This window comes from Micromonospora sp. WMMD975 (genome assembly GCF_029581215.1).
Classification (GTDB): Bacteria; Actinomycetota; Actinomycetes; order Mycobacteriales; family Micromonosporaceae; genus Micromonospora.
Genome location: NZ_CP120739.1, coordinates 502836 through 527931 on the forward strand (window position 1 = coordinate 502836; position 25096 = coordinate 527931).

At 73.0% G+C, this 25096-nt stretch carries 21 protein-coding genes and 2 pseudogenes; 19 read left to right on the forward strand and 4 right to left on the reverse strand.

Going from position 1 to position 25096, the window contains the following annotated elements:
• Positions 1-152: 152 nt before the first annotated feature.
• From pyrH to O7613_RS02340, 5 genes are all read left to right on the forward strand, one after another.
• On the forward strand, positions 153-920 hold the full coding sequence (pyrH, locus tag O7613_RS02320) for a UMP kinase (protein WP_282291803.1): 768 nt from the start codon (positions 153-155) through the stop codon (positions 918-920).
• Positions 921-1004: 84 nt separating this feature from the next.
• Complete coding sequence (gene frr / locus O7613_RS02325) at positions 1005-1562, forward strand: ribosome recycling factor (protein ID WP_281584437.1); 558 nt, start codon at positions 1005-1007, stop codon at positions 1560-1562.
• A 259-nt stretch (positions 1563-1821) separates the two neighbouring features.
• A complete protein-coding gene (locus O7613_RS02330; RefSeq protein WP_281584436.1) occupies positions 1822-3108 on the forward strand; it encodes a phosphatidate cytidylyltransferase in 1287 nt (428 codons plus the stop codon).
• A 104-nt stretch (positions 3109-3212) separates the two neighbouring features.
• Positions 3213-4358, forward strand: a complete 1146-nt coding sequence (rlmN, locus tag O7613_RS02335) for a 23S rRNA (adenine(2503)-C(2))-methyltransferase RlmN (RefSeq protein WP_282291805.1) — start codon at positions 3213-3215, stop codon at positions 4356-4358.
• A 22-nt stretch (positions 4359-4380) separates the two neighbouring features.
• Complete coding sequence (locus O7613_RS02340; RefSeq protein WP_281584434.1) at positions 4381-5571, forward strand: DivIVA domain-containing protein; 1191 nt, start codon at positions 4381-4383, stop codon at positions 5569-5571.
• A gap of 70 nt (positions 5572-5641) precedes the next feature.
• Here O7613_RS02340 and O7613_RS02345 read toward each other — a convergent pair whose 3' ends face one another.
• The gene (locus O7613_RS02345) at positions 5642-5866 is read right to left on the reverse strand and encodes a DUF2631 domain-containing protein (RefSeq protein WP_281584433.1); all 225 of its coding nucleotides are present in this window, start codon (positions 5864-5866) and stop codon (positions 5642-5644) included.
• A gap of 192 nt (positions 5867-6058) precedes the next feature.
• Here O7613_RS02345 and O7613_RS02350 point away from each other — a divergent pair, with 192 nt between their 5' ends.
• A complete protein-coding gene (locus O7613_RS02350) occupies positions 6059-7639 on the forward strand; it encodes a Rieske 2Fe-2S domain-containing protein (protein WP_282291807.1) in 1581 nt (526 codons plus the stop codon).
• Positions 7640-7747: 108 nt separating this feature from the next.
• The gene (locus tag O7613_RS02355) at positions 7748-8383 is read left to right on the forward strand and encodes a TMEM175 family protein (protein WP_281590453.1); all 636 of its coding nucleotides are present in this window, start codon (positions 7748-7750) and stop codon (positions 8381-8383) included.
• A 53-nt stretch (positions 8384-8436) separates the two neighbouring features.
• Here O7613_RS02355 and O7613_RS02360 read toward each other — a convergent pair whose 3' ends face one another.
• The gene (locus tag O7613_RS02360; RefSeq protein WP_282291809.1) at positions 8437-10032 is read right to left on the reverse strand and encodes an NAD(P)/FAD-dependent oxidoreductase; all 1596 of its coding nucleotides are present in this window, start codon (positions 10030-10032) and stop codon (positions 8437-8439) included.
• 68 nt (positions 10033-10100) lie between these two features.
• Between O7613_RS02360 and O7613_RS02365 the strand changes: the two genes are divergently transcribed.
• The gene (locus tag O7613_RS02365; RefSeq protein WP_282291811.1) at positions 10101-10517 is read left to right on the forward strand and encodes a 50S ribosomal protein L7/L12; all 417 of its coding nucleotides are present in this window, start codon (positions 10101-10103) and stop codon (positions 10515-10517) included.
• A gap of 94 nt (positions 10518-10611) precedes the next feature.
• Positions 10612-11778, forward strand: a complete 1167-nt coding sequence (locus O7613_RS02370) for an alkaline phosphatase PhoX (protein ID WP_282291813.1) — start codon at positions 10612-10614, stop codon at positions 11776-11778.
• A 7-nt stretch (positions 11779-11785) separates the two neighbouring features.
• Here O7613_RS02370 and O7613_RS02375 read toward each other — a convergent pair whose 3' ends face one another.
• Positions 11786-12628, reverse strand: coding sequence for a YhjD/YihY/BrkB family envelope integrity protein (locus tag O7613_RS02375; protein ID WP_281584428.1), 843 nt, complete (start codon positions 12626-12628; stop codon positions 11786-11788).
• Positions 12629-12679: 51 nt separating this feature from the next.
• Here O7613_RS02375 and O7613_RS02380 point away from each other — a divergent pair, with 51 nt between their 5' ends.
• The 8 genes and pseudogenes from O7613_RS02380 to ispG all read left to right on the forward strand — a co-directional run bounded on the left by O7613_RS02380 (position 12680) and on the right by ispG (position 19769).
• On the forward strand, positions 12680-13225 hold the full coding sequence (locus O7613_RS02380) for a GNAT family N-acetyltransferase (RefSeq protein WP_282291815.1): 546 nt from the start codon (positions 12680-12682) through the stop codon (positions 13223-13225).
• Between the two features lie 51 nt (positions 13226-13276).
• Entirely contained in the window at positions 13277-14512 is a 1236-nt protein-coding gene (locus tag O7613_RS02385) for a PP2C family protein-serine/threonine phosphatase (RefSeq protein WP_282291816.1), read from the forward strand.
• A 142-nt stretch (positions 14513-14654) separates the two neighbouring features.
• Positions 14655-15053, forward strand: a pseudogene (locus tag O7613_RS02390) (DUF5753 domain-containing protein); the annotation flags it as partial.
• A pseudogene (locus tag O7613_RS02395) lies at positions 15044-15217 on the forward strand (DUF397 domain-containing protein); the annotation flags it as partial. The pseudogenes O7613_RS02390 and O7613_RS02395, both read left to right, overlap by 10 nt.
• A 122-nt stretch (positions 15218-15339) precedes the next feature.
• On the forward strand, positions 15340-15972 hold the full coding sequence (locus O7613_RS02400) for a Uma2 family endonuclease (protein WP_281584424.1): 633 nt from the start codon (positions 15340-15342) through the stop codon (positions 15970-15972).
• Positions 15973-16128: 156 nt separating this feature from the next.
• Positions 16129-17343: a 1-deoxy-D-xylulose-5-phosphate reductoisomerase gene (gene dxr / locus O7613_RS02405; RefSeq protein ID WP_282291820.1), complete on the forward strand. Its 1215-nt coding sequence runs from the start codon at positions 16129-16131 to the stop codon at positions 17341-17343.
• The gene (locus tag O7613_RS02410) at positions 17340-18587 is read left to right on the forward strand and encodes a site-2 protease family protein (protein ID WP_282291822.1); all 1248 of its coding nucleotides are present in this window, start codon (positions 17340-17342) and stop codon (positions 18585-18587) included. The genes dxr and O7613_RS02410 overlap by 4 nt, the downstream gene beginning before the upstream one ends.
• 9 nt (positions 18588-18596) lie before the next feature.
• Positions 18597-19769 carry a flavodoxin-dependent (E)-4-hydroxy-3-methylbut-2-enyl-diphosphate synthase gene (gene ispG / locus O7613_RS02415; protein ID WP_281584421.1) on the forward strand — a complete coding sequence of 391 codons (1173 nt, stop codon included), beginning with the start codon at positions 18597-18599 and terminating at the stop codon, positions 19767-19769.
• A gap of 59 nt (positions 19770-19828) precedes the next feature.
• Here ispG and O7613_RS02420 read toward each other — a convergent pair whose 3' ends face one another.
• Positions 19829-20413, reverse strand: a complete 585-nt coding sequence (locus tag O7613_RS02420) for a PadR family transcriptional regulator (protein WP_282291824.1) — start codon at positions 20411-20413, stop codon at positions 19829-19831.
• Positions 20414-20551: 138 nt separating this feature from the next.
• Here O7613_RS02420 and O7613_RS02425 point away from each other — a divergent pair, with 138 nt between their 5' ends.
• Both O7613_RS02425 and O7613_RS02430 read left to right on the forward strand, forming a co-directional pair.
• The gene (locus O7613_RS02425; protein ID WP_281584419.1) at positions 20552-21391 is read left to right on the forward strand and encodes a DUF4081 domain-containing GNAT family N-acetyltransferase; all 840 of its coding nucleotides are present in this window, start codon (positions 20552-20554) and stop codon (positions 21389-21391) included.
• Positions 21392-21526: 135 nt separating this feature from the next.
• The gene (locus O7613_RS02430) at positions 21527-25027 is read left to right on the forward strand and encodes an ABC transporter ATP-binding protein (protein WP_282291826.1); all 3501 of its coding nucleotides are present in this window, start codon (positions 21527-21529) and stop codon (positions 25025-25027) included.
• Positions 25028-25096: the final 69 nt, after the last annotated feature.

The following is a 25096-nucleotide window of genomic DNA, read 5'->3' on the forward strand; positions in this document are numbered from 1 at the left end:
CCGCGCCCGGCCGGTGAGCCCGGGCGCACGGAGAACGTCGACGAGGAGGCCGCCGGTGTACGCGACAGGCACCGCGGCCTCCTCGTCGCATAGGGTCGGCAAGGGCAGGTACGCGATGCCCGCGCGATGCGCGGGGAGAAGGGGCGGGGCGGATGACGCAGGTTGTGAGTGACCGGATCCTGGCGGCGGATGACCCGACCGCCCCGCCGCCCGGTCGGTCCCGTCGGGTGGTGCTGAAGCTTTCCGGTGAGGTCTTCGGCGGCGGCGCGATCGGCGTCGACCCGGACGTCGTGCAGGGCATCGCCCGGCAGATCGCCACCGTGGTCCGCCGTGGGGTACAGGTCTCCGTGGTGGTCGGTGGCGGCAACTTCTTCCGTGGCGCCGAGTTGCAGAAGCGGGGCATGGACCGGGCCCGCGCCGACTACATGGGCATGCTGGGCACCGTGATGAACTGCCTCGCGCTCCAGGACTTCCTGGAGAAGGAGGGCATCGAGACCCGGGTGCAGAGCGCCATCACCATGGCCCAGGTCGCCGAGCCGTACATCCCGTTGCGCGCGATCCGGCACCTGGAGAAGGGCCGCGTGGTCATCTTCGGCGCCGGCGCCGGGATGCCCTACTTCTCCACCGACACGGTGGCCGCCCAGCGCGCGCTGGAGATCCGCGCGGACGTGGTGCTGATGAGCAAGAACGGTGTGGACGCGGTCTACACCGCCGACCCCCGGATCGACCCGACCGCGAGCAAGCTCGACTCGATCACCTTCTCCGAGGTGCTGCGCCGTAACCTGCGGGTGGCCGACGCCGCCGCGTTCAGCCTCTGCATGGAGAACGGCCTGCCGATGCTGGTCTTCGGCGCCCAGGGCGACGACACCATCGTCCGGGCCGTCGGCGGTGAGAAGATCGGCACGCTGATCACCGCCTGAGTGGTCCGCCGGACCGGCAGCGGTCCTCTGCCACAGCCCCACAGCACAGCCAACGACGAGCGACAGAAGGAGGCGAGGAGACCGGTGATCGACGACACCCTCCTCGAGGCGGAGGAGAAGATGGAGCGTGCCATCGAGCACGCCAGGGAGGAATTCGGCGGGATCCGCACCGGTCGCGCCAACGCCGCCATGTTCTCCCGGATCGCCATCGACTACTACGGCAGCCCGACCCCGCTGCCGCAGATGGCGTCCATCGCGGTGCCCGAGCCGCGCATGGTGATCATCAAGCCGTACGACAACTCGCAGTTGGCTGCGATGGAGAAGGCGATCCGCGACTCGGACCTCGGGGTCAACCCGAACAACGAGGGCACCCAGTTGCGCATCGTGCTGCCGCAGATGACCGAGGAGCGGCGGCGGGACATGATCAAGATCGCCCGGCAGAAGGGCGAGGAGGCCAAGGTCGCCGTCCGCAACATCCGTCGCAAGGGCAAGGAAGAGCTGGACCGCCTGGTCAAGGACGGCGAGGTCGGCGAGGACGAGGGCCGGCGCGCGGAGAAGGACCTGGACGACCTGACCCAGCGCTTCGTCGCCACCGTGGACGAGATGGTCAAGCACAAGGAGAGCGAGCTGCTCGAGGTCTGAGCGGCCCGCGTACCCGTCACGGCACCGCGTCGCCGCCGTCCGCGACCCGGGCGGCGGCCCGGTGCCGTCGTCGTGCCCGGACGGCGTCGACCCTCGGCGCGTTCCGGGTGCAGTAGGCTCGGCACGATACCCGACCACTACGGGGTGAACGGCGGGAATCGCCCGGCCGTCGGTCGGTCAAACAGGAAGTCTCACGCCGGTAGGGGATGGTCTTGGTCTTGCGTCATGTGGTGGCTTTCGTACCCTCTGCCGGTGCGTGATGTCCCACCCCGACCCCTACGGCAGCGCCGAGCCGCGAGGCTGGGACCGCCCGGCCCCCGCTCTGCCCTGGCCGGAGACCGACCTGGAGCCCGGCCCGTGGCGGCGTCCCGCGCCCGGCCCGGACGGGTACGCCCCGCCCGCTGGCCCGGACGCGTTCGCGCCGCCCGTCGACCGGGAGGCGTACGCCCCGCCGTACCCGAACGGTTCGCCGCGCCGCGACGGGCCGCGGCCGTACGACGGACCTCCGGCCGCGGAGCGTGGTCGGCCGGTCGGGCCGGGGCCCGGCGGTCCCGGCCCGCGGCCCGACGACGAGTATCCGACCGCGCAGATCGCCCCGGTGCGGGACGAGCCGACCGAGCACCTTCCGGTGGTACGCGACGAGCCCACGCCCGAGCCGCCGGCCGGTCGCCGGTCGAAGGGGCGTCGGCGGGCGAGCGCGGAGCGTCCCCCGACGGCCGCGCCCCGGGCGTCGAAGGCGGGGCGCAACCTGCCGGCGGCGATCGGCGTCGGGGTGGGTCTCGGCGCGGCGATCGTGGTGCCGCTCTTCTTCTTCCTGCCGGGGTTCCTCGCCGTGCTCGTCGCCGCCGTGGCCATCGGCATCTGGGAGATGGCCCGGGCGGTGCGGCGCAGCGGCGCCCATCCGCCGCTGGTGCCGCTCGTGGCCGGCGGGGTGATCATGATCGGGCTGGCCTGGTTCGCCGGCCCGGACGCGCTCTGTCTCGGGCTGCTGGTCACCGTGCTGGGCACGATGATCTGGCGGCTGGGCGACGGGCCCGGCAACTACCAGCGTGACCTGACCGCGGCCACGCTGATCACCGTCTACGTGCCCTTTCTCGCCGGCTTCGCCGCCCTGCTCGCCGCCGCGCCCGACGACGGTCACCTGCGGGTGCTCGTCACGCTTGTGGCAGTGGTGCTCTCCGACACCGGCGGGTACGCCGCCGGGGTGGCCTTCGGTAAGCATCCGATGGCCCCGAGGATCAGCCCGAAGAAGTCCTGGGAGGGCTTCGCCGGCTCGGTGACCGCCGCCGCGGCGGGCAGCGCATTGCTGTTGTGGCTGCTGTTCGAGGTGGCGCCGTGGTGGGGCGCGCTGTTCGGGGTGGCGATCTCCTGCGCGGCGGTGCTCGGCGACCTCGGCGAGTCGATGATCAAGCGGGATCTGGGCGTCAAGGACATGAGCAACCTGCTGCCGGGTCACGGCGGCTTGATGGATCGGCTCGACTCGATCCTGTTCGCGGTGCCGACGGCGTACCTGCTGCTCGCGGTCTTCGTGCCGGTGGTGGGTTGAGGGATGGATCACCTCGGCGCCCCCGGGCGGAATGGCCGGTCGGTCACGATTCGGGACCCACGGACGGGTGCGTGCGGCGCGGCGCGTGTCAGACTGGACCCGTCATGACGAGCCTCCCGCTGATCTCCGTAGACCCCGACGCCCGTGGCCGCCGGCCCACGATGCCTCCCCGCCACCTCGCCGACCTGGACCTGTCGGGCCGGCAGGCGCTCGTCACCGAGCTGGGCGAGCCCGCGTTCCGCGCCAAGCAGGTCTCGAACCACTACTTCGGCCGGCTGGTCCGCGACCCGGAGCGGATGACCGACCTGCCGGCGGCGACCCGGGAACGGCTGGCCGGCACGCTGCTGCCCACCCTGCTCACGCCGGTGCGCGAGCTGGCCTGCGACGACGGCGCGACCCGCAAGGCGCTCTGGCGGCTGCACGACGGCTCGCTCGTGGAGAGCGTGCTGATGGGCTACCCGGACCGGGTCACCGTCTGCATCTCCAGCCAGGCCGGCTGCGGGATGGCCTGCCCGTTCTGCGCCACCGGCCAGGCCGGGCTGACCCGCAACCTCTCCACCGCGGAGATCGTCGACCAGGCGGTCTACCTGGCCGGGGTGGCCGCCTCCGGCGCGGTCGCCGGTTCGCCGCCGCGGCTGTCGCACGTGGTGTTCATGGGCATGGGCGAGCCGCTTGCCAACTACTCGCGGGTGGTGGCGGCGATCCGCCGGCTGGTGTCGCCGGCGCCGGAGGGCCTCGGCCTGTCCCAGCGGCACATCACCGTTTCCACGGTCGGGCTGGTCCCGGCCATCCGCCGACTGGCCAGCGAAGACCTCTCGGTGACCCTTGCGTTGTCGCTGCACGCCCCCGATGATGGGCTGCGCGACGAACTCGTCCCGGTCAACCAGCGCTGGAAGGTGTCCGAGGTGCTGGACGCGGCGTGGGGCTACGCGGCCACGACGGGGCGTCGCGTGTCCATCGAGTACGCGATGATCAAGGACGTGAACGACCAGCCGTGGAGGGCCGATCTGCTCGGGCGGCTGCTGGCCGGCAAGTTGGCCCACGTGAACCTGATCCCGCTCAACCCGACTCCGGGCAGCCGCTGGGACGCCAGCCCGAAGCCGGTCGAGCGGGAGTTCGTCCGGCGGTTGCGCGACGCCGGGGTGTCCACCACGGTGCGGGACACCCGAGGTCGCGAGATCGACGGAGCGTGTGGGCAGCTCGCCGCCGCCGAGGACATGGACAGCGACCCACGCGCGGCAACCGCGTAGCGGTACGAGACCAGGAGACATAGTGGCGAGTCAGGGTCAGCGTTTCCGGCGTAAGGCACTCCGCCGGGGATACAAGGTCGACGAGGTGGACGCCTTCCTGGACCGGGTCGAGGCGACCCTCGACGGCCAGCCGGTGGGCGCGCCCGTCGCCTCCCAGGAGGTCCACGACGTCGTCTTCCGGGTCCGGTTCAACGGCTACGACGAGTGGCAGGTCGACCTGCACCTCGACCGGGTCGAGCGGCAGCTCGCCGAGCTGGAGGAACGCGCTGGCGCTCCCGGCGGGCGGGGCGTCGATCCCCGGATGGCCGACCGGCTCGGCCCGCCGATGCGCGACGATCGTGGCCTGTCCCCGGTGTCGCAGCCGCCGATGCCGCCGCGGCAGATGCCGGCGCAGGCCGGTCCGCCCGCCGACCGCTACGGCAACCGCTACGACGAGCCGACCGGCGCGTTCGCCGGTGGCTACGACAACCCGCGCGGCGGCTACGACGCGCCGCGTGGCCCGGCCGGTCCGGGTCCGATGGGTCCGCCGCCGGGCGCGCCGATGGGCCACGGCGGCCCGCCGCCGCGTGGCCTGCCGCCCGGCCCGAGCGGGTACGGCCAGGACCCCGGCCACGGTGGCTACGGTCCGCCGGACCAGGGCCCGGGAGGGTACGGCCCGGAGCCCGGCCAGGGTGCGTACGGCGGCCCGAGTGACAGGTTCGACGGCTTCGAAGCGGGCCGGCACGGTCGCGCCGACATGACCGCGGAGATCCGGATGCCCGAGCGTGACCTGCGTGAGCTGCGCGGACGCGGCCCGGCCGGTCCGCCGGCGCTGCCGCAGCAGGGCTACGGCCCGCCGGATCCGGGCTACGGCCCGCCGGACTCCGGCTACGGCGGTGGCCCCTCGATGACGGGTCCGCCGCTTGTCGGTCCGCCGGCCGCCGGCCCGCCGATGGTGGGTCCGCCGATGGCCGGCCCGCCCGGCAGCGACCTCTACCGGGTCGACCAGATCCGGCGCAGCTTCCAGGTCCGCCGGTTCGGCAGCGGGTACGACCCGGACCAGGTCGACCGGTTCTTCGAGACGCTGCTCGGCGGCATGCAGGGGCGCAACGCGATGCCGGTGAACCCGAAGGACCTCGACACGCTGCGGTTCGGGCTGGTGCCCGGCGGCTACTTCGAGGCGGAGGTCGACGCCGCGCTCAAGGACGTACAGGACATCCTGCTGGGTCGTTGAGCCCGGTGCCGACGGCGAAGGGCCCGCCCCCCGGGGGACGGGCCCTTCCGCGTACCGCCGGCGGCGGGTGTCAGGACCGCAGGCCGTTGCGGCGCAGCACCGCGTCGCCGATGACGATGGCGAGCAGCAGCGCGGCGATCCCGAACAGCCAGATGTCCTCCACCCGGCCTTCCTCGGTGCCGCAGAGCGCCATCAACACCAGGGCCACCGCCGACACCACCGCGCCGATCCGCCCGGACCTGCGGTGCCCGGGCCTGTGCTGATCTGGCGCGGTTACCGGCTCGTCTCCTGCCACTGTCGGTCCTTCCCTCGCGATCGGATCTCCGGTTAGTCTGGCACGCCCCGTGATCGGCCCGCCGCAGGGTCCGGCCGGACGGGACACGGATGACCCGCGAGGGCGACCGCTACGGGCGTCGCGGAACGGCGACCACACTGTCTCCGGTAGCGTCGTGGCGTACGCCTGATGCCTTTTTCGAGGGGGACTACGGTGCGAGTGACCGGTACGGGCCACGCCAGCATGCGGATCGACACGCCCGCGGGCAGCATCCTGTGCGACCCGTGGGTCAACCCCGCCTACTTCGCCTCGTGGTTCCCCTTCCCGGACAACTCGCAGCTCGACTGGGCGACGCTGGGCCAGGTCGACTACCTGTACGTGTCGCACCTGCACCGGGACCACTTCGACGCCAAGCACCTGCGCGACGTGATCTCCAAGGACGCCACCGTGCTGCTGCCCGAGTTCCCCACCTCCGAGATGGAGGACGAGCTGCGGGCGTTGGGCTTCACCAAGTTCCTCAAGGCCCCGAACGAGCAGGTCGTGGAGCTGCCCGGCGGGCTGAAGATCATGATCCAGGCGTTGACCAGCCCGACCGACGGCCCGATCGGCGACTCGTCGCTCTGGGTCGAGTACGACGGCGTCCGGCTGCTCAACCAGAACGACGCCCGCCCCACCGACCTGACCGCCTTCGCCGAGTTGGGCCATGTGCACGCGCACATGCTCCAGTTCTCCGGCGCGATCTGGTATCCGATGGTCTACGAGCTGCCGCAGTCGGCGAAGACCGCGTTCGGCAAGCAGAAGAGGGACCGGCAGTTCGACCGCACCTGGCGCTACATCGACGACCTGAAGGCCGACAACGTCTTCCCGATCGCCGGCCCGCCGTGCTTCCTCGACGACGAGCTGTGGCAGTTCAACGACATCTTCGGCGACGAGGGCAACATCTTCCCCGACCAGTCGGTCTTCCTGGCCGAGTACGCGAAGGTCGGCGGCACCAACGGCATCGTGCTGCTGCCCGGCAGCGTCGCCGAGGTCACCACGTCCGGCACGACCACCACCCATCCGCAGCCGGTCGAGGAGTTCTTCGCGAACAAGGTCGCCCACCTGGAGGAGATGCGGGCACGCAAGCGTCAGGTCATCGAGGCGGAGAAGGCGTCCTGGCGGCACCCCGAGATCGACGTGCTGGGCGAGATGAAGCGGCGGATCGAGCCGCTGCTCGACGAGTCGATCTACCTGGCCAAGGGTGTCGGCGGTCCGGTCCGCTTCGACCTGGTGGGCTACGACGGGGACGACGTCGAGTCGATCGTGGTGGACTTCCCGGGCAAGGAGGTCCGGCCGTACGCGGACGAGAAGGTCCGCTACCGCTTCCGCACCGAGCGGGCGCTTGTCGAGCACCTGCTGCACATCGGCGAGGTGGACTGGGTCAACTCGCTCTTCCTGTCCTGCCGGTTCTCCGCGGCCCGGATCGGCCAGTACAACGAGTTCGTCTACGCCTTCTTCAAGTGCCTTTCCGAGGAGCGCCTCCAGTACGCCGAGGGCTGGTACGACGAGCACGAGCGGGCGGTCGACGCCGAGGACATCACGCTCGACGGCTGGGTGGTGCAGCGGCGCTGCCCGCACCTGAAGGCGGACCTGAGCCGGTTCGGCATCGTCGACGGCGACCAGCTCACCTGCCAGTTGCACGGCTGGAAGTTCGACCTGCCCAGCGGCCGTTGCCTGACCAGCGTCGGGCACAAGGTCCGCGCCCACCGGGCCGACGCGGAGACGCCGGCGCCGGCCGGGGACGCGATCATCTGACGCTTTCGCCCCGCCGTCCGTCCCCGACGCGCGACGATCTCCTGGTGAGGGGGCGGCGTGACGGGGGCGGACAGGGAGCCGGAGTACCGGTTCGGGCGCGGGAGCGAGATGGCGCGGGACGCCTCCCGGGTGGAGGCGTTCAGTGACGCGGTGATCGCCATCGTGCTCACGCTGATGGCGGTCGAGCTGCTCCAGTTCGGTCCGGACGCCCCGGACGACAAGGGGCTGCCGGCCGCGCTCGGGCACGAGTGGCGGGCCTACCTGGCGTACGTGATCACGTTTGCGGTGGTCGGTCAGGTCTGGTTGACCCACCACAACATGTGGCGTTACGTCTGCCGGGTGGACCAGATGCTGCTGGTGTTCAATCTGCTGTTGTTGATGTTCGTGGCGGCCATCCCGTTCACCGCGAACCTGCTGGCGGACTACCTGCGCGGCACGGCCGGCGAACAGCGGTTGACCGCCGCGCTCTACGTCGGCACGGTGCTCGGTGAGGCGTTCTTCTTCAACCTGAGCTGGTGGTGGGCGCGCAGGCGGGGGCTCCTGCACCCGGATCTCGACCCGCGGCTGGCCCGGGCGGTGGCCCGCCGGTTCCGGCTCGGCCCGCTGCTCTACCTGGTGGCGTTCGCGGTGGTGTTCGTCGACCCGATCCTCAGCCTGCTGGCGTACCTGCTGCTCGTCGGCCTCTACGTGATCCGGGGTCCGGGTGACCTCCCGCGCGCCGGCCAGGAGGCCGCCTCGCCGTGAGGTGTTAAGCGGGGGCCCCGCCTATACCGCAGGCGTTAAGCGGGGCCCCCGCCTTACATGTCGGCGAGGATGCGGCGGGCGGCGTTGTGGCCGGCGGCGCCGATCACGCTGCCGGCCGGGTGGCAGCCGGCGCTGCCGGCGTAGACGCCCGGCACGCCTGTGGCGTACGGCATCCGGTCGGTGAACGACGCCGTGTTGTCGACGTGGTGGATGTGCCCGCCGGTGATGCCGAAGTGGGCCTCGATGCCGGGCGGGGGCAGCGGCACCGCGTCCGCGATCAGGTCGCCGACGCCCGGCGCGTACCGCTCGCAGATCGCGACCAGCTTCTCGACGTAGCCGGGCAGCGCCGCGTCCCAGGTCGTGCCGGCCAGCTCGTAGGGGACCGACTGGACGAACAGCGCCGACGAGTGGTGCCCGGCGTCGTCTCGCAGCGACGGGTCGACGGTGGTGTGCAGGTACCACTCGATGGTCGGCTCGTCCGGCAGCCGCCCGGCCCGCACGTCGGCCCACATGCCGCGCAGCGCGGTCATCGGCGACGCGCCGCCACCGCCGACCAGCGAGTCGGAGCCGGGGAGCAGGTGGATGGTGGAGCCGAACGGGCTCGGCGCGTCGGCCGGCAGGCAGGAGAAGCGCGGCAGCCCGGTGAGCGCCAGGTTGAGCTTGAGCGTGGTGCCGGGCCGGCGGACCGCCGCCATCCGCGCGCCCAGCTCCGCCGGGAGCGCGCCGTCGGGCAGCAACCCCATCAGCCGGTACGGGTCGCACGCCCCGAGCACCACGGACGTCGCCACCTCGCGGCCGTCGGCGAGCACCACGCCGGAGGCGGCGCCGCCGTCGAGTGTGATCGCGGTGACCGGGGCGCCGGTGACGATCCGGGCGCCCGCGGCCCGGGCGGCGTCGGCGAAGGTACGCGACACCGTGCCCATGCCGCCCTCGGCGATCATCCAGGTGCCGCCCGCGCCCGGTAGCCGGCACATGTTGTGCACCAGGAAGTTGTGCCCGGTGCCCGGGTCGTCCGGCCCGGCGTTGAGCCCGGACAGGCCGTCGGTCACCGCGTACATGCTGACCAGCAGCTCGGAGCGGAAGTCGAAGCGGGCCAGGTAGTCGGCGACCGAGCCACGGACCAGGTCGACGAAGACCTGCCGCAGCGCCGGCCGGACGTAGCGTTCGGCGGTCTCCTCGACCGGCAGCGGCTCGGCCAGCCAGGCCGGCCCCAGGTCGTCGCGGAGCTGGGCCAGTTCGGCCTGGAGCGCGTCGTCGGCGGCCACGTCCGCCGCCGAGAACATGTCGGTGAGCTGCCGCCGGGTGGCCGCGGTGTCGCGGCCGAAGAGGAGGTACGGCGAGCCGGGCCCGCCGGGCGTGGGCAGGAAGTAGTGCGGGTCGCGCCGGAGCACCGGAATGGTCACGTCGAGCGTGGCGAGCAGCTCCGGCGGCATCAGCCCGAGCAGGTACGACCCGGTGGAGTGGCGCAGCCCGGGCACCAGCGGGAACGGGGTCTCGGTGCGGGTGGCCCCGCCGATCACCCCGGCGGCCTCCAGCACCAGCACGTCGAGGCCGGCGCGGGCCAGCAGGACGGCCGAGACCAGACCGTTGTGCCCGGAGCCGACCACCACGACGTCGGCGCGGGACGGCAGCTCACTCCCGTCGTTCATGGGACCGGAGCCTACTGCCGGGCCGACCCCGGCGGGAGGGTTCGCGGCGGGACGCTACCGTGGCGCGCATGTCCGAGGGTGTCCAGTTCGCGCTTCTGGCGGGGCTCGCCGTGCTCCTGCTCGTGTTCGTGTTGCGGCGTGCCGCCGGCCGCCCCCGGGAGCTGGTCGCCCCGGATCCGGCCACCGGCGGCGGGCAGGCCGAGGTGCTCCGGCTGGCCCGCGCGGGACGGACGGTCGAGGCGGTCAAGCTGCTCCGCCAGCAGACCGGGCTGCCGCTGCTGGAGGCGAAGCAGGCGGTCGACGCGCTGCGGGCGGGCGGCACGCTGCCGGTCGTGCCCGCCGGTCCGGCCGACCCGGACGGTGAGGTGCGCGCCGAGGCGACCCGGCTCGTCCGCACCGGGAAGAAGATCCACGCCGTCAAGCTGGTACGCGAGCACACGAGCTGGTCGCTGGCCGAGGCGAAGCGGTACGTGGACCGGCTCTGACGTCACCCCGCGTTCACCGGGCAGAGGCAGCGGTCGATGCCGACGCGGCGCTACGGTCGGCGCAGAGCCAACCGCCACCCCGGGAGGTCAACCGATGGATCGTCGTACCGTCCTGCGCGCCGTCACCGTGGCCGGTGGCACCGCCTTCGCCGGCAGTCTCTGGGCCGCGGCGGCCCCGGCCACCCCCGCCCAACCCGGCCCCGGCCCCTACGGCGACCTGCTGGCCGCCGACGCCAACGGCCTCCAGGTGCCCGCCGGCTTCACCGGTCGGGTGGTCGCCCGGTCCGGCCAGCGCGTCCCCGGCACCTCGTACGTCTGGCACCCGGCGCCGGACGGCGGCGCGTGTTTCCCGGCCGGCGACGGCTGGATCTACGTCTCCAACTCGGAGGTCCCGCTTGTCGGCGGCGCCTCGGCCCTGCGGTTCGCGGCCGACGGGTCGGTCGCCGCCGCGTACCGGATCCTCAGCGACACCAACACCAACTGCGCGGGCGGGGCCACCCCGTGGGGGACGTGGCTCTCCTGCGAAGAGGTGCCGCTGGGTCGGGTCTTCGAGACCTGGCCGGGCGGCGGCCGGGCGGGCGAGGAACGGACGCGGATGGGGCGGTTCAAGCACGAGGCGGCGGCGTGCGACCCGGTCCGGCAGGTGGTCTACCTGACCGAGGACGAGCCGGACGGCTGCTTCTACCGCTTCGTCCCGGACACGTGGGGCGACCTGCGCACCGGTCGGCTCCAGGTGCTCTGCGCCCGGGACGGGCAGGTGACCGGGCCGGTCACCTGGCAGGACGTGCCGGACCGGGACGGCTTCCCGGCGCCCACCCGCCGCCAGGTGCGCGACGCGCAGTCGTTCGACGGCGGGGAGGGCTGCTGGTACGCGGACGACACCTGCTGGTTCACCACCAAGGGTGACAACCGGGTGTGGGCGTACGACGCGGTGGCGCAGCGGCTCGACCTGGCGTACGACGACTCGCTGGTGGAGACCGGCGCGGCGCCGCTGACCGGGGTGGACAACATCACCGGCAGCGCGGGTGGCGATTTGTACGTGGCCGAGGACGGCGGCGACATGGAGATCAACATGATCACGCCGGCCGGTGTGGTGACGCCGTTCGCCCGGCTCCTCGGGCAGGCCGGCTCGGAGATCACCGGGCCGGCGTTCTCGCCCGACGGCAGCCGGCTCTACTTCTCCTCGCAGCGCGGCACCAGCGGGGCCAAGGCCGGCAGCGGCGGCATCACCTACGAGGTGCGCGGCCCGTTCCGGCGCTGACCCTCGGTCAGGGGCGGGCCGCCAGGTGGGCGGCCCGCCACCGGCCCAACGCCAGCGTGGCCGAATATCCGGCCAGCACGATCACGTGGAACAGGTAGAGCCAGAGCAGCACCGCCACCCCGGCGCCGATCTCGTCGAACCCGCCGAACGGCACGCCCAGGTTCAGCGGCAGCGAGGCGAACAGCACGAAGCCGTGCAGGAAGCCGGAGAGGTTCGCGGCGGTGAACGAGCCCATGCCCAGCGTGGCGAGCCAGTCCGGGGAGGCCGGGCCGACCACCCGGAACACCCACACCAGCACCGGCGTGAGCACCAGCCACACCGCCAGGAACGACAGCACCACGCCGAGCGCGCCGATCCAGCCGCCCTGGCGCACGAGCCGGGTGGTGAGTGGCAACGCCATCAGGATCGACAGCAGCAGCGCGGGGGCGGGCGCGAGCAGCGGCAGCAGCAGCAGCCGGCCGCGCCAGCCGACGAGCGCGCCGGACTCGCCGCGCGGCTCGGCCACCGAGACGAACGCCCGGCGCAGCCCTTCGCCGTAGAGCGAGGCCGGCAGCAGCGACGCCAGGGCCAGCAGCGGGGTCAGCCCCAACCCGGCTTCGACGAGCGCGGCCACCGCCCGGTGCGCGCCGATCTCGGTGGGCAGCGTCTCGATGGCGTACGAGGTCAGCCGGCGTACCCGGTCGGCGCCGGCGAGCAGCCCGGTGAGCCAGATCGCGAGCAGCGCCACCGGCACCACCGCGATCGCCCCGTAGAACGTGATCGCGGCGGCGTGCAGCGACAGGTCCCGGCCCCGGACCGGCCGGAACGCCGCCGAGGTGATCCGTTTCGCCCGTTGCCACCCGTCGCCCATCGCCCCCTCGTTCCCCGTGCGGTGACCGGCCACGCATTACGATCCGGCGTCATGATGATCGCCTCGACCGCGCGGCTCGTGGTCCGGGACTGGACCGAGTCACCCGAGGACCTCGCCGTGGTCTACGACATCTACTCCCGCGAGGAGGTGATGCGCTGGCTGGGCGGCGGCCGAGGGCTGCTGACCGACCCGGGCCAGGCGGTGGAGCGGGTGCGCTCGTGGCGGGAGCGCAACGCCCCGTACGACGGTCGGTGGGGCCTGTGGGCGATCGAGCCGCGCGCGGCGGGCGGCGCGGCCGGCAGCGTCCTGCTCAAGCCGTTGCCCGGTCGCGACGGCGTCACCCCGACCGACGACCTGGAGGTCGGCTGGCACCTGCACCCCGACGCCCAGGGCCACGGCTACGCCACCGAGGCGGCCCGGGCGGTGCTGGCGCGGGAGTTCGCCGCCGGAACGGCCCGGGTCCACGCGGTGGTGATGGCCGGCAACGAGCCGTCGGTGGCGGTGGCCCGGCGGCTCGGGATGACCCACGTCGGGGTCCGCACCGACTGGTACGGCGGGGCCGAGCTGGAGACGTTCGTCCTGAACCGCCCCGTCTAGCCCGTTGGCGGTTTGCCGTCGGCGTCCCTACGGTGGTGGGGACAGGGGGAGGTGGGTGTGGTCGACGGCGGCGACGTGGCGCGTTGGCTGCAACTCCACGCGCCCCGGGGCGGGCCGGACGAGCTGTCGTTCCTGGTGAGCCAGGCCGCGCCGGCCGTCGGCGCCACCGAGATCGTGATCTACCTGGCCGACTACCCGCAGTCCGCCCTCGTGCCCCTGCCCGACGCCGGATCGCCCCGGAGCGAGCTGTCGATCGAGACGACCCTGGCCGGTCGCGCGTACACAAGTCTTCGCGTGCAGCGCGCTCCCGACCACCCGGACCGGCTCTGGGTGCCCCTGCTGCTCGGGTGCGAACGGCTGGGCGTGCTGGAGATCGTGTCGCCGCGCGCCGGCGACCCGGCGCTGGACCGGCCGGCCTGGGAGGTGGCGGTGAACGTCGCCCAGATCCTGGTGAACCGCCAGCACTACGGCGACATCGTGGAACGGATCCGCCGCCGCCTCCCGATGCAGGTCGCCGCCGAGGTCGTGTGGGGACTGCTGCCGCCGCTGACCTTCGCGACCGACGACCTGGTGATCACCGCCATCCTCGAACCGTGCTACGACGTCGGCGGGGACGTCTTCGACTACGCGCTCAACGGTGACGTGCTGAGCGTCGCGCTCTTCGACACCTGCGGGCACGGCATCAAGGCGAGCGCGTTGGCCTCGCTCGTGGTCAGCGCGTACCGCAACGCCAGGCGTACCGGCCTCGACCTGGTCGACACGGCGGTCAGCATCGACAGGTGGGTGCGCGCCGAACACCCACACACGTTCGCGACCGCGCTGCTCGGCGAGCTCGACCGGCGTACCGGCAGGCTCCGGGTCATCAACGCCGGCCACCCGGGCGCCATGCTGCTGCGCGACGGCAGGGCCGTCCGGGTGCTGCCGGGTCCGACCGCGCTGCCGCTCGGCCTGGGCAACCTGTCGGCGCACCGCCGTCCGCGGGTGCACGAGGAGGCGCTGCACCCGGGCGACCGGGTCCTCGCTTACACCGACGGCATCACCGACGCGCGCGGCGCCGACGGGGAGCGGTTCGGGCTGGACCGGCTCGTCGACTTCGTCGAGCGTGCCCTCAACGACCAGCTGCCCAGCCCGGAGACGATGCGTCGGCTGGTCCGCGCCGTCCTCACCCACCAGCGGGACGAGCTCGAAGACGACGCCACCGCCCTGTTCCTGGAGTGGCAGCCGCCGCACCTGCCGTTGCGGCACCTGGAGCGCCTCACGTCGGCCACGGTCGGGTCCAGCCGATGAACCGGGCGAAATACTCGGCTTGGTCGATCTCGCCCGACCTCAGCCCCAGGGCGTCGGCGATCGCGTCGTGCATCAGCACGCAGAGATAGATCGCCAGGCCGGCGCGGTCGTGCGCGTACTCCCGGCGTAGCAGCGGCTCACCTCCCGGATGGAACGGCAGGCGGTGCTGGGCCGGGAGTCGCCGCCGGAGGTGGTGGCGGTGGTCGACGAGGCGGCGCTGCGGCGGGCGGTGGGGGAGCCTGCGGTGATGGTGGAGCAGTTCGAGCACCTGCTGCGGGTGACCGAGCAGCCGCACGTCACCGTGCACGTCGTTCCCGCCGACGCCGGCATGCATGCCGGCCTGGCCGGTCCGTTCATCTTGGCCCGCACGCCGGACGGCGGCGAGGTGGCCCACCTGGACAATGCGCTTCGGGCGCACGTCACCGACCGGCCGGACGACGTGGATAATCTTCGCCGCAGGTGGGAGAGCCTGCGGGGGGAGGCGTTGCCCCGGCGGGCCTCCCGGAAGCTGATCCGGGAGTTGGCGAAGTCATGGACCTGACCGGCGCGCTCTGGCGCACCTCCACCCGCAGCGACAACGGCGGCGCCACCTGCGTCGAGGTGGCCACCAACCTGCCGCACGTCGTGGGCGTGCGGGACAGCACCGACCGCCACGGCCCGCTGCTCAGGTTCCACCCGGGCGCCTGGACGGCCTTCCTCCGCCGCTTCGCCGCCCTCCGGGTGGGCATGGGGTTGGCCGCGACGGACAACGTGTGCGAGCCGGGCGAAGCGGGGCAGCGCCGCTAGGGTGGGCGATAGCACGATTACCTGCCGAGGGGGTGAGCCCGATGGCCCAGGCCGCATTCGCGCCCGAGCCGGCACCGCAGCCCGCCGAGCCGTCGTTCGACGTGCTCCGCTGGCACGACGAGCCGTGGACCGCGCAGCTCGCTCTCGATCTCCTACCGGAGACCAACGGCCCGAAGGTCGAGGTCCTGAGCGGAAGCGTGATCGTGACACCACATGCCGGCTATGACCACCAGGACGCCGAACTGGATTTGGCCTACCTGCTGAAACAGGCCGCCCGACGTGCCAAGCTCTGGCTCTATCTGGAGAGCAACGTCGTGTCGGGCAAGGATCTCTTCATTCCCGATATCGTCATCCTCAACGTGCCCGGGGGTGGACGAACGACGATGGACATCCGCCACGCGGTTCTGCTCGGTGAGATCGTTTCACCGGGTAACCGGCGTAAGGACGTGATCGACCGGCCGCGGGAGTATGCCGCCGTCGGCGTGCCGTACTTCCTCCGGGTCGACCTGCGGAACCGCGTGCCCACAATCGCTCTGTTCGAACTCGTTGACGGCGATTACCGACCGCTGGCCGCCGCGGCGGCGGGCACTGCCTTCGTGATGCGGCAACCGTTCGAGTTCACGGTCGATCCCGGCGATCTCCTGGGTGAGGAGGCATCGGACCAAGCGCGGTGAGGCGTCGGGAAGCGCCCGAGCGGTCCGGGTGACCATGATTCACACCGGTTCGGCGAGGTGGCGGGGTCGGAGGCGCGCGGAGTGCGCCACCTCGGCGAAGTGGAGTCGATCAAGGGTCGGGGCGGGTCGGCTGGCGCGCTGGGGAACAATGGGCGCGTGACCACTCCCCGAGACCTCGTGCTGCTCGGCTCGACCGGCTCCATCGGCACTCAGGCCATCGACATCGTCAGGCGCAACCCGAGCCGGTTCCGGGTGGTCGCGCTCGGCGCCGGCGGCGGCAACGTGGAACTGCTCGCCGCGCAGGCGCTGGAGCTGGGCGTGGACGCAGTCGGGGTGGCACGCGCGTCCGCCGCGCAGGATCTCCAGCTCGCGTTCTACGCCGAGGCGAGCCGGCGCGGCTGGGCCACCGGCGACTTCAAGCTGCCCAGGATCGTGGCCGGGCCGGACGCGATGACCGAGCTGGCGCAGTGGCCGTGCGACGTGGTGCTCAACGGCGTGGTCGGCTCGCTGGGCCTGCCGCCGACGCTCGCCGCGCTACGCGCCGGGCGTACCCTCGCGCTTGCGAACAAGGAGTCGCTGGTGGCCGGCGGCCCGCTGGTCAAGGCCGCGATGACGCGGCCGGGGCAGATCGTTCCGGTCGACTCCGAGCACTCGGCGTTGGCGCAGTGCCTGCGCGCCGGCACCCGGCCGGAGGTCCGCCGGCTGATCGTCACCGCCAGCGGCGGCCCCTTCCGGGGCCGGCGGCGCGAGGAGTTGACCGAGGTCACACCGGAACAGGCGCTGGCGCACCCGACCTGGAACATGGGCCCGGTCGTCACCATCAACTCCGCCACGATGGTCAACAAGGCGCTTGAGGTGATCGAGGCGCACGAGCTGTTCGACGTGCCGTACGCCGACATCGAGGTGACCGTCCATCCGCAGTCGGTGATCCACTCGATGGTCGAGTTCGTCGACGGATCCACCATCGCCCAGGCCAGCCCGCCGGACATGCGGCTGCCCATCGCGCTCGGTATCGGCTGGCCGGACCGGGTGCCCGACGCGGCCGGCGCGGTCGACTGGACCACGGCGCACACCTGGGAGTTCGCCCCGCTCGACGACACCGCCTTCCCGGCGGTGGCGCTGGCGAAGGCCGCCGGCGCGGCGGGGCGCTGCCGCCCGGCGATCTACAACGCGGCGAACGAGGAGTGCGTGGCCGCGTTCGTCGCCGGTCGGCTGCCGTTCCTCGGCATCGTCGACACCCTCCGGCGGGTGCTGGAGGACGCTCCCGACTTCGACGAACCAGGTACCGTCGAGGACGTGCTCACCGCCGAGTCGTGGGCACGGGCGCACGCCCAGGAGATCATCGTCGGGTCGGTGGAAGGAGCTCGATGAGCTATCTGCTCGGGGTGGTGCTGTTCGCCCTGGCGATCCTCATCTCGGTGAGCCTGCACGAGGCGGGTCACATGGTGACCGCCAAGGCGTTCGGGATGAAGGTCACCCGCTACTTCGTCGGCTTCGGCCCCACGCTGTGGTCGTTCCGGCGGGGCGAGACGGAGTACGGCGTCAAGGGCATCCCGCTCGGCGGCTTCTGCAAGATCGTCGGTATGACCCCGCAGGACGACGACGTCGAGCCGGGGGACGAGAAGCGCGCCATGTGGCGCTACCCGGTGTGGAAGCGGACGATCGTGATGTCCGCCGGTTCCGCGATGCACTTCGCCATCGCGCTGATCGCGCTCTGGTTCATCGCGGTGACCGCCGGCCTGCCGAACCCGAAGTTCCCCACCAACGAGGAGCAGTTCCGGGCCGAACCGGCGGTGATCGCGCTCGCCCCGTGCGTGGTGGTGGAAAACGTCAACCGCGCCTGCCAGGCCGGCGACCCGGCCAGCCCGGCCAGCAAGGCCCAGCTCGCCGACGGCGACCGGGTCACCTCGGTGAACGGTCGCCCGATCTCGACCTGGGGCGACATGCTCGACGTGATCCGCGCCACCACGCCCGGCACGGCCACCGTCACCTACCTGCGCGACGGCGCCCAGGGCACCGCCACCGTCGACCTGGCCTCGGTGCAGCGCGCGCCGCGCGACGACCCGAAGGGCACGCCCTCGGCGGTCTCCGCGCTCGGCGTGCTCCTCCAGCCCAGCACCCCGACCCGGGTCGAATACGGCCCGGTCGCCGCGTTCGGCGCCACCGCCGACTTCACCGGCAACATGGCGGTGCAGACGGCGCACGCCATGCAGCGCATCCCGCAGAAGGTGCCGGCGCTGTGGAACGCGATCACCGGCGGCGAGCGGGACATGGACACCCCGATCAGCGTGGTCGGCGCCAGCCGGCTCGGCGGCGAGGCCGTGGAGAACAACGCCTGGCTGGTGTTCTTCATGCTCTTCGTGTCGCTGAACTTCTTCATCGGCGTGTTCAACCTGCTGCCGCTGCTCCCGCTGGACGGCGGTCACATCGCCATCGCCTGGTTCGAGCGCGTCCGGTCCTGGCTGTACGCCCGGATCGGCCGCACCGACCCGGGCCGCGTCGACTATCTCAAGCTCATGCCCCTCACGTACGCGGTGATTCTGGTCGGTGGCGTGTTCACGCTGCTCACCGTCACCGCGGACGTGGTCAACCCGATCACGCTCTTCTCAAGGTGAGTGCCTGAAGTGACCGCTGTCAGTCTCGGTATGCCCCCCGTACCGCCGCCGCCGCTGGCCCCGCGCCGGGCCAGCCGCCAGATCATGGTCGGCTCGGTGCCGGTCGGTGGCGGCGCACCGGTCTCGGTGCAGTCCATGACCACCACCCTCACCGCCGACGTCAACGCCACGCTTCAGCAGATCGCCGAGCTGACCGCGTCCGGCTGCCAGATCGTCCGGGTCGCCGTGCCGTCGCAGGACGACGTCGAGGCGCTGCCCGCGATCGCGAAGAAGTCACAGATCCCGGTGATCGCCGACATCCACTTCCAGCCCAAGTACGTCTTCGCCGCGATCGACGCCGGCTGCGCCGCGGTGCGGGTCAACCCGGGCAACATCCGGCAGTTCGACGACAAGGTCCGGGAGATCGCCCGGGCGGCCGGCGACGCGGGCGTGCCGATCCGGATCGGCGTGAACGCCGGCTCGCTGGACAAGCGCCTCCTGGCAAAGTACGGCCGGGCCACCGCCGAGGCGCTCGTCGAGTCCGCGCTCTGGGAGTGCTCGCTGTTCGAGGAGCACGGCTTCCGGGACATCAAGATCTCGGTCAAGCACAACGACCCGGTGGTGATGATCCGCGCCTACCGGCAGCTCGCCGAACAGTGCGACTACCCGCTGCACCTGGGCGTCACCGAGGCCGGCCCGGCGTTCCAGGGCACCATCAAGTCGGCGGTGGCGTTCGGCGCGCTGCTCGCCGAGGGGATCGGCGACACGATCCGCGTCTCGCTCTCCGCCCCGCCGGTGGAGGAGATCAAGGTCGGCAACGCGATCCTGGAGTCGCTGGGCCTGCGCGAGCGCGGCCTGGAGATCGTCTCCTGCCCGTCCTGCGGGCGGGCCCAGGTCGACGTCTACAAGCTGGCCGAGGAGGTCACCGCCGGCCTGGAGGGGCTGCCGGTGCCGTTGCGCGTCGCGGTCATGGGCTGCGTGGTGAACGGTCCGGGTGAGGCCCGCGAGGCCGACCTGGGTGTCGCGTCCGGCAACGGCAAGGGCCAGATCTTCGTCAAGGGCCAGGTCGTCAAGACCGTGCCCGAGGGGCAGATCGTGGAGACGCTCATCGAGGAGGCGCTGCGGATCGCCGACGAGATGGGCGCCGAGATCCCCGAGGAGCTGCGCGACCTGGTGCCCGGCGCCACGGTCACCGTGCACTGAGTCCGACGTGGGAAGGGCGGCCCCCGGCTGGGGGCCGCCCTTTCCCGTGCCCGCCGGGGTCACTCGGACTCGGCGAGGATGGCGTAGAGCTTGCGCCGGGTCTCGTCGAGGACCTGGGCGGCGCGGGCCCGCTGGTCGTCGGTGCCGGTCGTCATCACCTGCCGCAGGGCGTTCATGGCCTGCGCCCCGGCGTCGCGGATGTCGTGCCAGCTATTGACCGTCTGCTCGGCGAACTCGGCCCACGGCGGGGCCTGTGCCGCCTCGGTCGCCTCGGGTTGCCCCTGGTCGGTGAGGGCGAACCGCTTGCGCCCGCCGTCGGAGTCGGGGGCGGTCGCGATGACGCCCTCGTCCTCCAGCAGTTGCAGGGTGGGGTAGATCGATCCGGGGCTGGGCCGCCAGGCCCCGCCGGTGCGGGAGTCGATCTCCTGGATCATTTCGTAGCCGTGCATCGCCCGCTCGGTGAGCAGGGCCAGCACCGCGCCGCGGACGTTCGGTCGCCGGCCGCGCCCGCGACCACCCCGGCCACGTCCGTGCCCGTGCGGCCCGGGCGGGAACGGCGGCGGCGGGGGTACGGGCGGGAAGCCGAACCCGCCGTGGCGGCGCATCTCGTCGTGCATGGCGTGCATCCGTCGGTGGAAACCCATCGGGCTCTCCTTCTGTTGGAGTGTCGCTGATGCATCAACGATATATCGGCAACGCATCGGCTACAAGACGTCGGGCCGAATCGTCCGGGTGTCCGGTCGGCCCCCGCGCCACCGGGTGCGTCTGGCAGGCTGGTAACCGTGCTCACGATGCCGGTACGCCAACTGGGGGAGTCCGAGCGCCGCTCGGTCGAGCGGCTGCTCGACCTCGACCCGTACGCCGGCGCGCAGGTCGCCGAGCGGGTGGCGGCGCGCGGCCTGGCCTGGTGGCGGGCCGAGGCGCGGATCCTCGGCTACGGCGCCCGACGCCACCTGGAGTCGATCTGCTGGCTGGGCGGCAACCTGACCCCGGTGCTCGCCTCGGAGTCGGCGGTGGCCGCGTTCGCGGAACAACTGAGCGCCGAGGAGCGGCTCTGTTCCTCGATCGTGGGCCGCGCCGACGCGGTGCTCGGGCTCTGGGACCGCCTCTCCGATCACTGGGGGCCGGCTCGGGACGTACGCCCGAACCAGCCGCTGCTGGCCACGGACGCCCCGCCGCCGGTGGCGCCCGACCCGCAGGTGCGTCGGGTCCGTGGCAGTGAGGTTGACCGGCTCTTCCCGGCGGCGGTGGCGATGTACACCGAGGAGGTCGGGGTCTCGCCGCTGGCCGACGACGGCGGTCGCGGCTACCGGCGGCGGGTGACCGAGCTGGTACGCGCCGGCCGGGCCTACGCGCGGTTCGTCGACGGCCGGGTGGTCTTCAAGGCGGAGCTGGCCGTGGTGACCCGGCGCACCGCCCAGGTGCAGGGCGTCTGGGTGGCGCCCGAGTGGCGGGGCCGGGGCCTCGCGGCGGCGGCCATGGCCGCGGTGGTCACCGACGCGCTGGCCCGGGTCGCGCCCACGGTCAGCCTCTACGTCAACGACTTCAACCTGCCCGCCCGCCGGGTCTACGAGCGCTGCGGCTTCCGCCCGGTCGGCACGCTCGCCACCGTGCTGTTCTGAGGCGTCGAACCGGCCGGGCCGGTGCTGCTCGCGTTCGCCCCGGGCCCGTCGGCGGGTAATTCGGTTGAGCCGGCGCGGCCGGACGGTGAGGCTGGAGGCACCGCCCCCACCGATCCGAGTCCGGAGGACTGTTACATGCGCCTGCTCCGTGACCTCTGGACCACCGCACCCCGGCGGATGGCGGCCGTCCTGCTGCTGATCGTGGTGGGCGCCGGTGGCCAGGCCGCCGCCTCCGCGCTGGCCGGGCCGGTGCTCGTGCACCGCTCGTCCGGCTGGTTCGTCGTGCTCGCCGTGGCGCTCGTCGCCGCCGTCGTCACCGACCTGCTGATCGGGCTGATCATGGCCCGGCTGACCGCCGACTGGTCCGCCGACGTACGCCGCCGGCTCTGCCGGGTCGCGCTCGGCCAGGACCTGCCCGCCCTGGAGACCACCCCGGTGGGCGAGCTGCTCGACCGGATCGACAACGACGTCTATCAGGTCGCCGCCGAGATGCGGAACACCGGCGTACGGCTGGCGCAGGGCATCGCCGTCTGTGTGCTCGCGACGGTCAGCGCGCTCGTCGTCTGGTGGCCGGCCGGCGTCGGGATGGTGCTGCTCACCACGCTGCTCGCGGCCGTGCTGCGCCGGCCCACCGCCCGGATCGCCCCGGCCCGGATGGCCGAGGAGGAAGCCTGGTCCGACCTCGCGGCCGTGATGGAGGAGGCGGTGCACGGCCAGGACGACGTGCGTACCAGCCTCGCCCGGCCGTACGTGCTGCGTCTCTACGCCCGCCGGGCGGCGGCGGTGATCGCCCGCGGGGACCGGGTGTTCCGGCTCTCCGGCCGGGTCACCGCGCTCGCCAGCGGCGGCGTCCGGGTCGGCATCGCCGGCGTGGTCCTGGCCGGCGCGTGGGCGCTGGCGACCGGCCGGGTGGACGCCGCCCGGCTGACCGCCGTCTGGTTGCTCGCGATCGCGTTCGGCGCGACCGTCGAGCACATCGCCCGCTGGGTGCCGCACCTGCAACAGGCGTTCGGCGCGTGGGCCCGGGTGCAACTGCTCGCCGGCGCGCGGCAGGAACCGGTCGGCGGGGTCGCCCCCGCCGACGGCGACCTGACCGTGCGCGGGCTCACCTTCCGCTACCCGGCCACCGGGGACGAACGCGGCCCGGCGCTGCGCGACGTGCGACTCCACTTCGCCCGTGGCCGTTCGTACGCGCTCGTCGGGCGCACCGGGTCGGGCAAGTCGACGCTCGCGAAGGTGCTCACCCGGGCGGTGGACGTGCCGCCCCGCACCGTCTTCCTGGGCGACACGGACCTCGTCGACCTGGACGTCGAGGAGCTGCGCCGGTGGATCGCCGTGGTGCCGCAGCGCACCGAGATCCTCGCCGGCACGCTCGCCGAGAACGTCGCGCTGTTCGACCCGGAGCTGCTCGACGCGGCTGAGCGGGCGTTGGCCGAGCTGGGTCTCGCCCGGTGGGTCGCCGAGTTGCCCGACGGCGTGCAGACCCGGCTCGGCGAGGGCGGCCACACGCTCTCCGCCGGGCAGGAGCAACTTGTCGCGTTCGCCCGGATCCTGGTCCGGGACCCGCACGTGGTGATCCTCGACGAGGCCACCGCGCGGCTCGACCCGGTCACCGAGAACCGGGTCCGGCGCGCCACCGAGCGGCTGCTCACCGACCGGATCGGCATCGTCATCGCGCACCGGCTCTCCTCGGTGCGCCGCTGCGACGAGGTGGTGGTGATGGCCGACGGCGCGGTGCGGGAGGCCGGCCCGCTGCGCGAGTCCACCCACTTCGCCGAACTGCTCGCCACCAGCCACGCCGGGGCGTACGCGGGGACCGGCGCGCGGAGCGGCGGCGTGGAACTGCTCGACGCGCCCGGCTGGGCCGACGAGCCGGTCGAGCCGGTCGAGCCGGTCGAGCCGGCTGCCGCGCCGCGCCGCGTCGCGGTGCCGCGCGCCGAACCGCCGCCGGGACCACCCACGCCGCCCGCCCGGACCATGCGGGAGATCCTCCGGCTGGGCTTCAACGATCCCCGGTACGGCCTGGCGGCGGTCGCCCTGTTCGTCGTGATGACGCTGCTCGGGCTGGACGGGGCGGTGCTGCCCTGGCTCTGGGCCGACCTGGTCGGCGGGGGCGACCCGTGGCTGCCGGCGCTGGGCATCGCCGCCGCGCTGCTCGTGGTGCTCCCGCTGCCCTATCTGACGAACGTGTGGTTCCCGCACTGGTGGATCCGGCAGATGCTGCGGATCAGCGCCCGCCTGGTGCACGGGCAGACCGGCGCGCGCCGGGTCAGCGGGCACACCCCGGCCGAGGTGGTGGCGCAGGGCGGCGACACCGACCGGGTGGTGCAACTCGCCGACAACCTGATGGACCAGTTCATCTCGCTCGCCATCGTGCTCACCATGACGCTCGTGACGGGCAGCTTCGTACCGGCGTTGTTCTTCGTCGGCACGATGGTGGTCTCCGGCCTCGCGGCGACGCTGTTCGGGCCCCGCCTGGAGCGCACCGCCGCCGGCACGGTGAAGGCGCGCGCCGCGTTCGCCACCGCGCTGGTCTCGGCGCTCTCCGCCGCCCGCACCGTGAAGCTGGCCGGCGCCACCCGTCCGGTGCTGGACCACCTGCACGGGCTGGACGTGGTGCGCAGCGAGCGGCAGCGGCGGGAGATCGCCATGCAGGTGTGGGCCCGGTCCACCCCGTCGATCGCGAGCGGACTGCTGCCGATCGGGGCGTGGGCGCTCTACCTGACCGGCGGGCTCTCCGCCGGCGCCACCCTGGTCGCGGTCTCCACCCTCGGCGCGGCCCGCTGGTTCGCGTGGACCACCGCGGCGCTCGTCTCGCAGTACCCGTCGGCGCGGGTGTGGACCCGGCGGACCGTGTCGATGACCGGGATGAGCACCTACTCGGCGCCGGTGCCCGGGCTCGACCTGGCCGCCGGCACCGCCCCGGCGCCCGAGCCGCCGCCCCGGCACCCACTGCGCCGGCTGGAACTGGCCGGCTTCGGCGCGCTGCACTCCGACGGCACGCTCGCCGTCCGCGACGTCGACCTGGTGGTCGAGCGCGGGCAGCTGGTGCTCGTGGTCGGGCCGGTCGGCGCCGGCAAGTCGTCGCTGCTGCGCGCGCTCGCCGGCATCGTGCACCACGTCGGCGCGCTGCGGTGGAACGGGGAGCCGGTCACCGAGCCGGAGATGTTCCTGCGCCCGAACCAGGTCGGCTACGTCGGCCAGCTACCCCGGGTGCTCTCCGGCACGGTGGCGGAGAACATCGCGCTCGGCCACCCGGTGGACGCCGCCGGCGCGGTCACCACCGCCCAGCTCGACCACGACCTGGCCGCCGCCGGGGGCGGGCTGGGGCTGCTCATCGGGCACAAGGGCACCCGGCTCTCCGGTGGCCAGCTCCAGCGGCTGGCGCTGGCCCGGGCGCTCGCCCCGCGTACCGAACTGCTCGTCGCCGACGACGTGTCCTCGGCGCTGGACGTCACCACGGAGCTGGCGTTGTGGTCGGCGCTGCGCGAGCACGGGGTGACGGTGGTGGGCTCGACCGCGAAGCGGGCCGCGCTGGTCCGCGCGGACCACGTGGTGGTGCTCGTCGACGGCGTGGTCGCCGACCAGGGCACCTGGTCCGACCTGGAGCCGCGCTGGAACCACCTGGCCGGCTGACATCCACCCGGCGCCCTCGTGATCATGAAGTTGGCGGCGACAAAACGGGCGGCGCAGGCCGCCAACTTC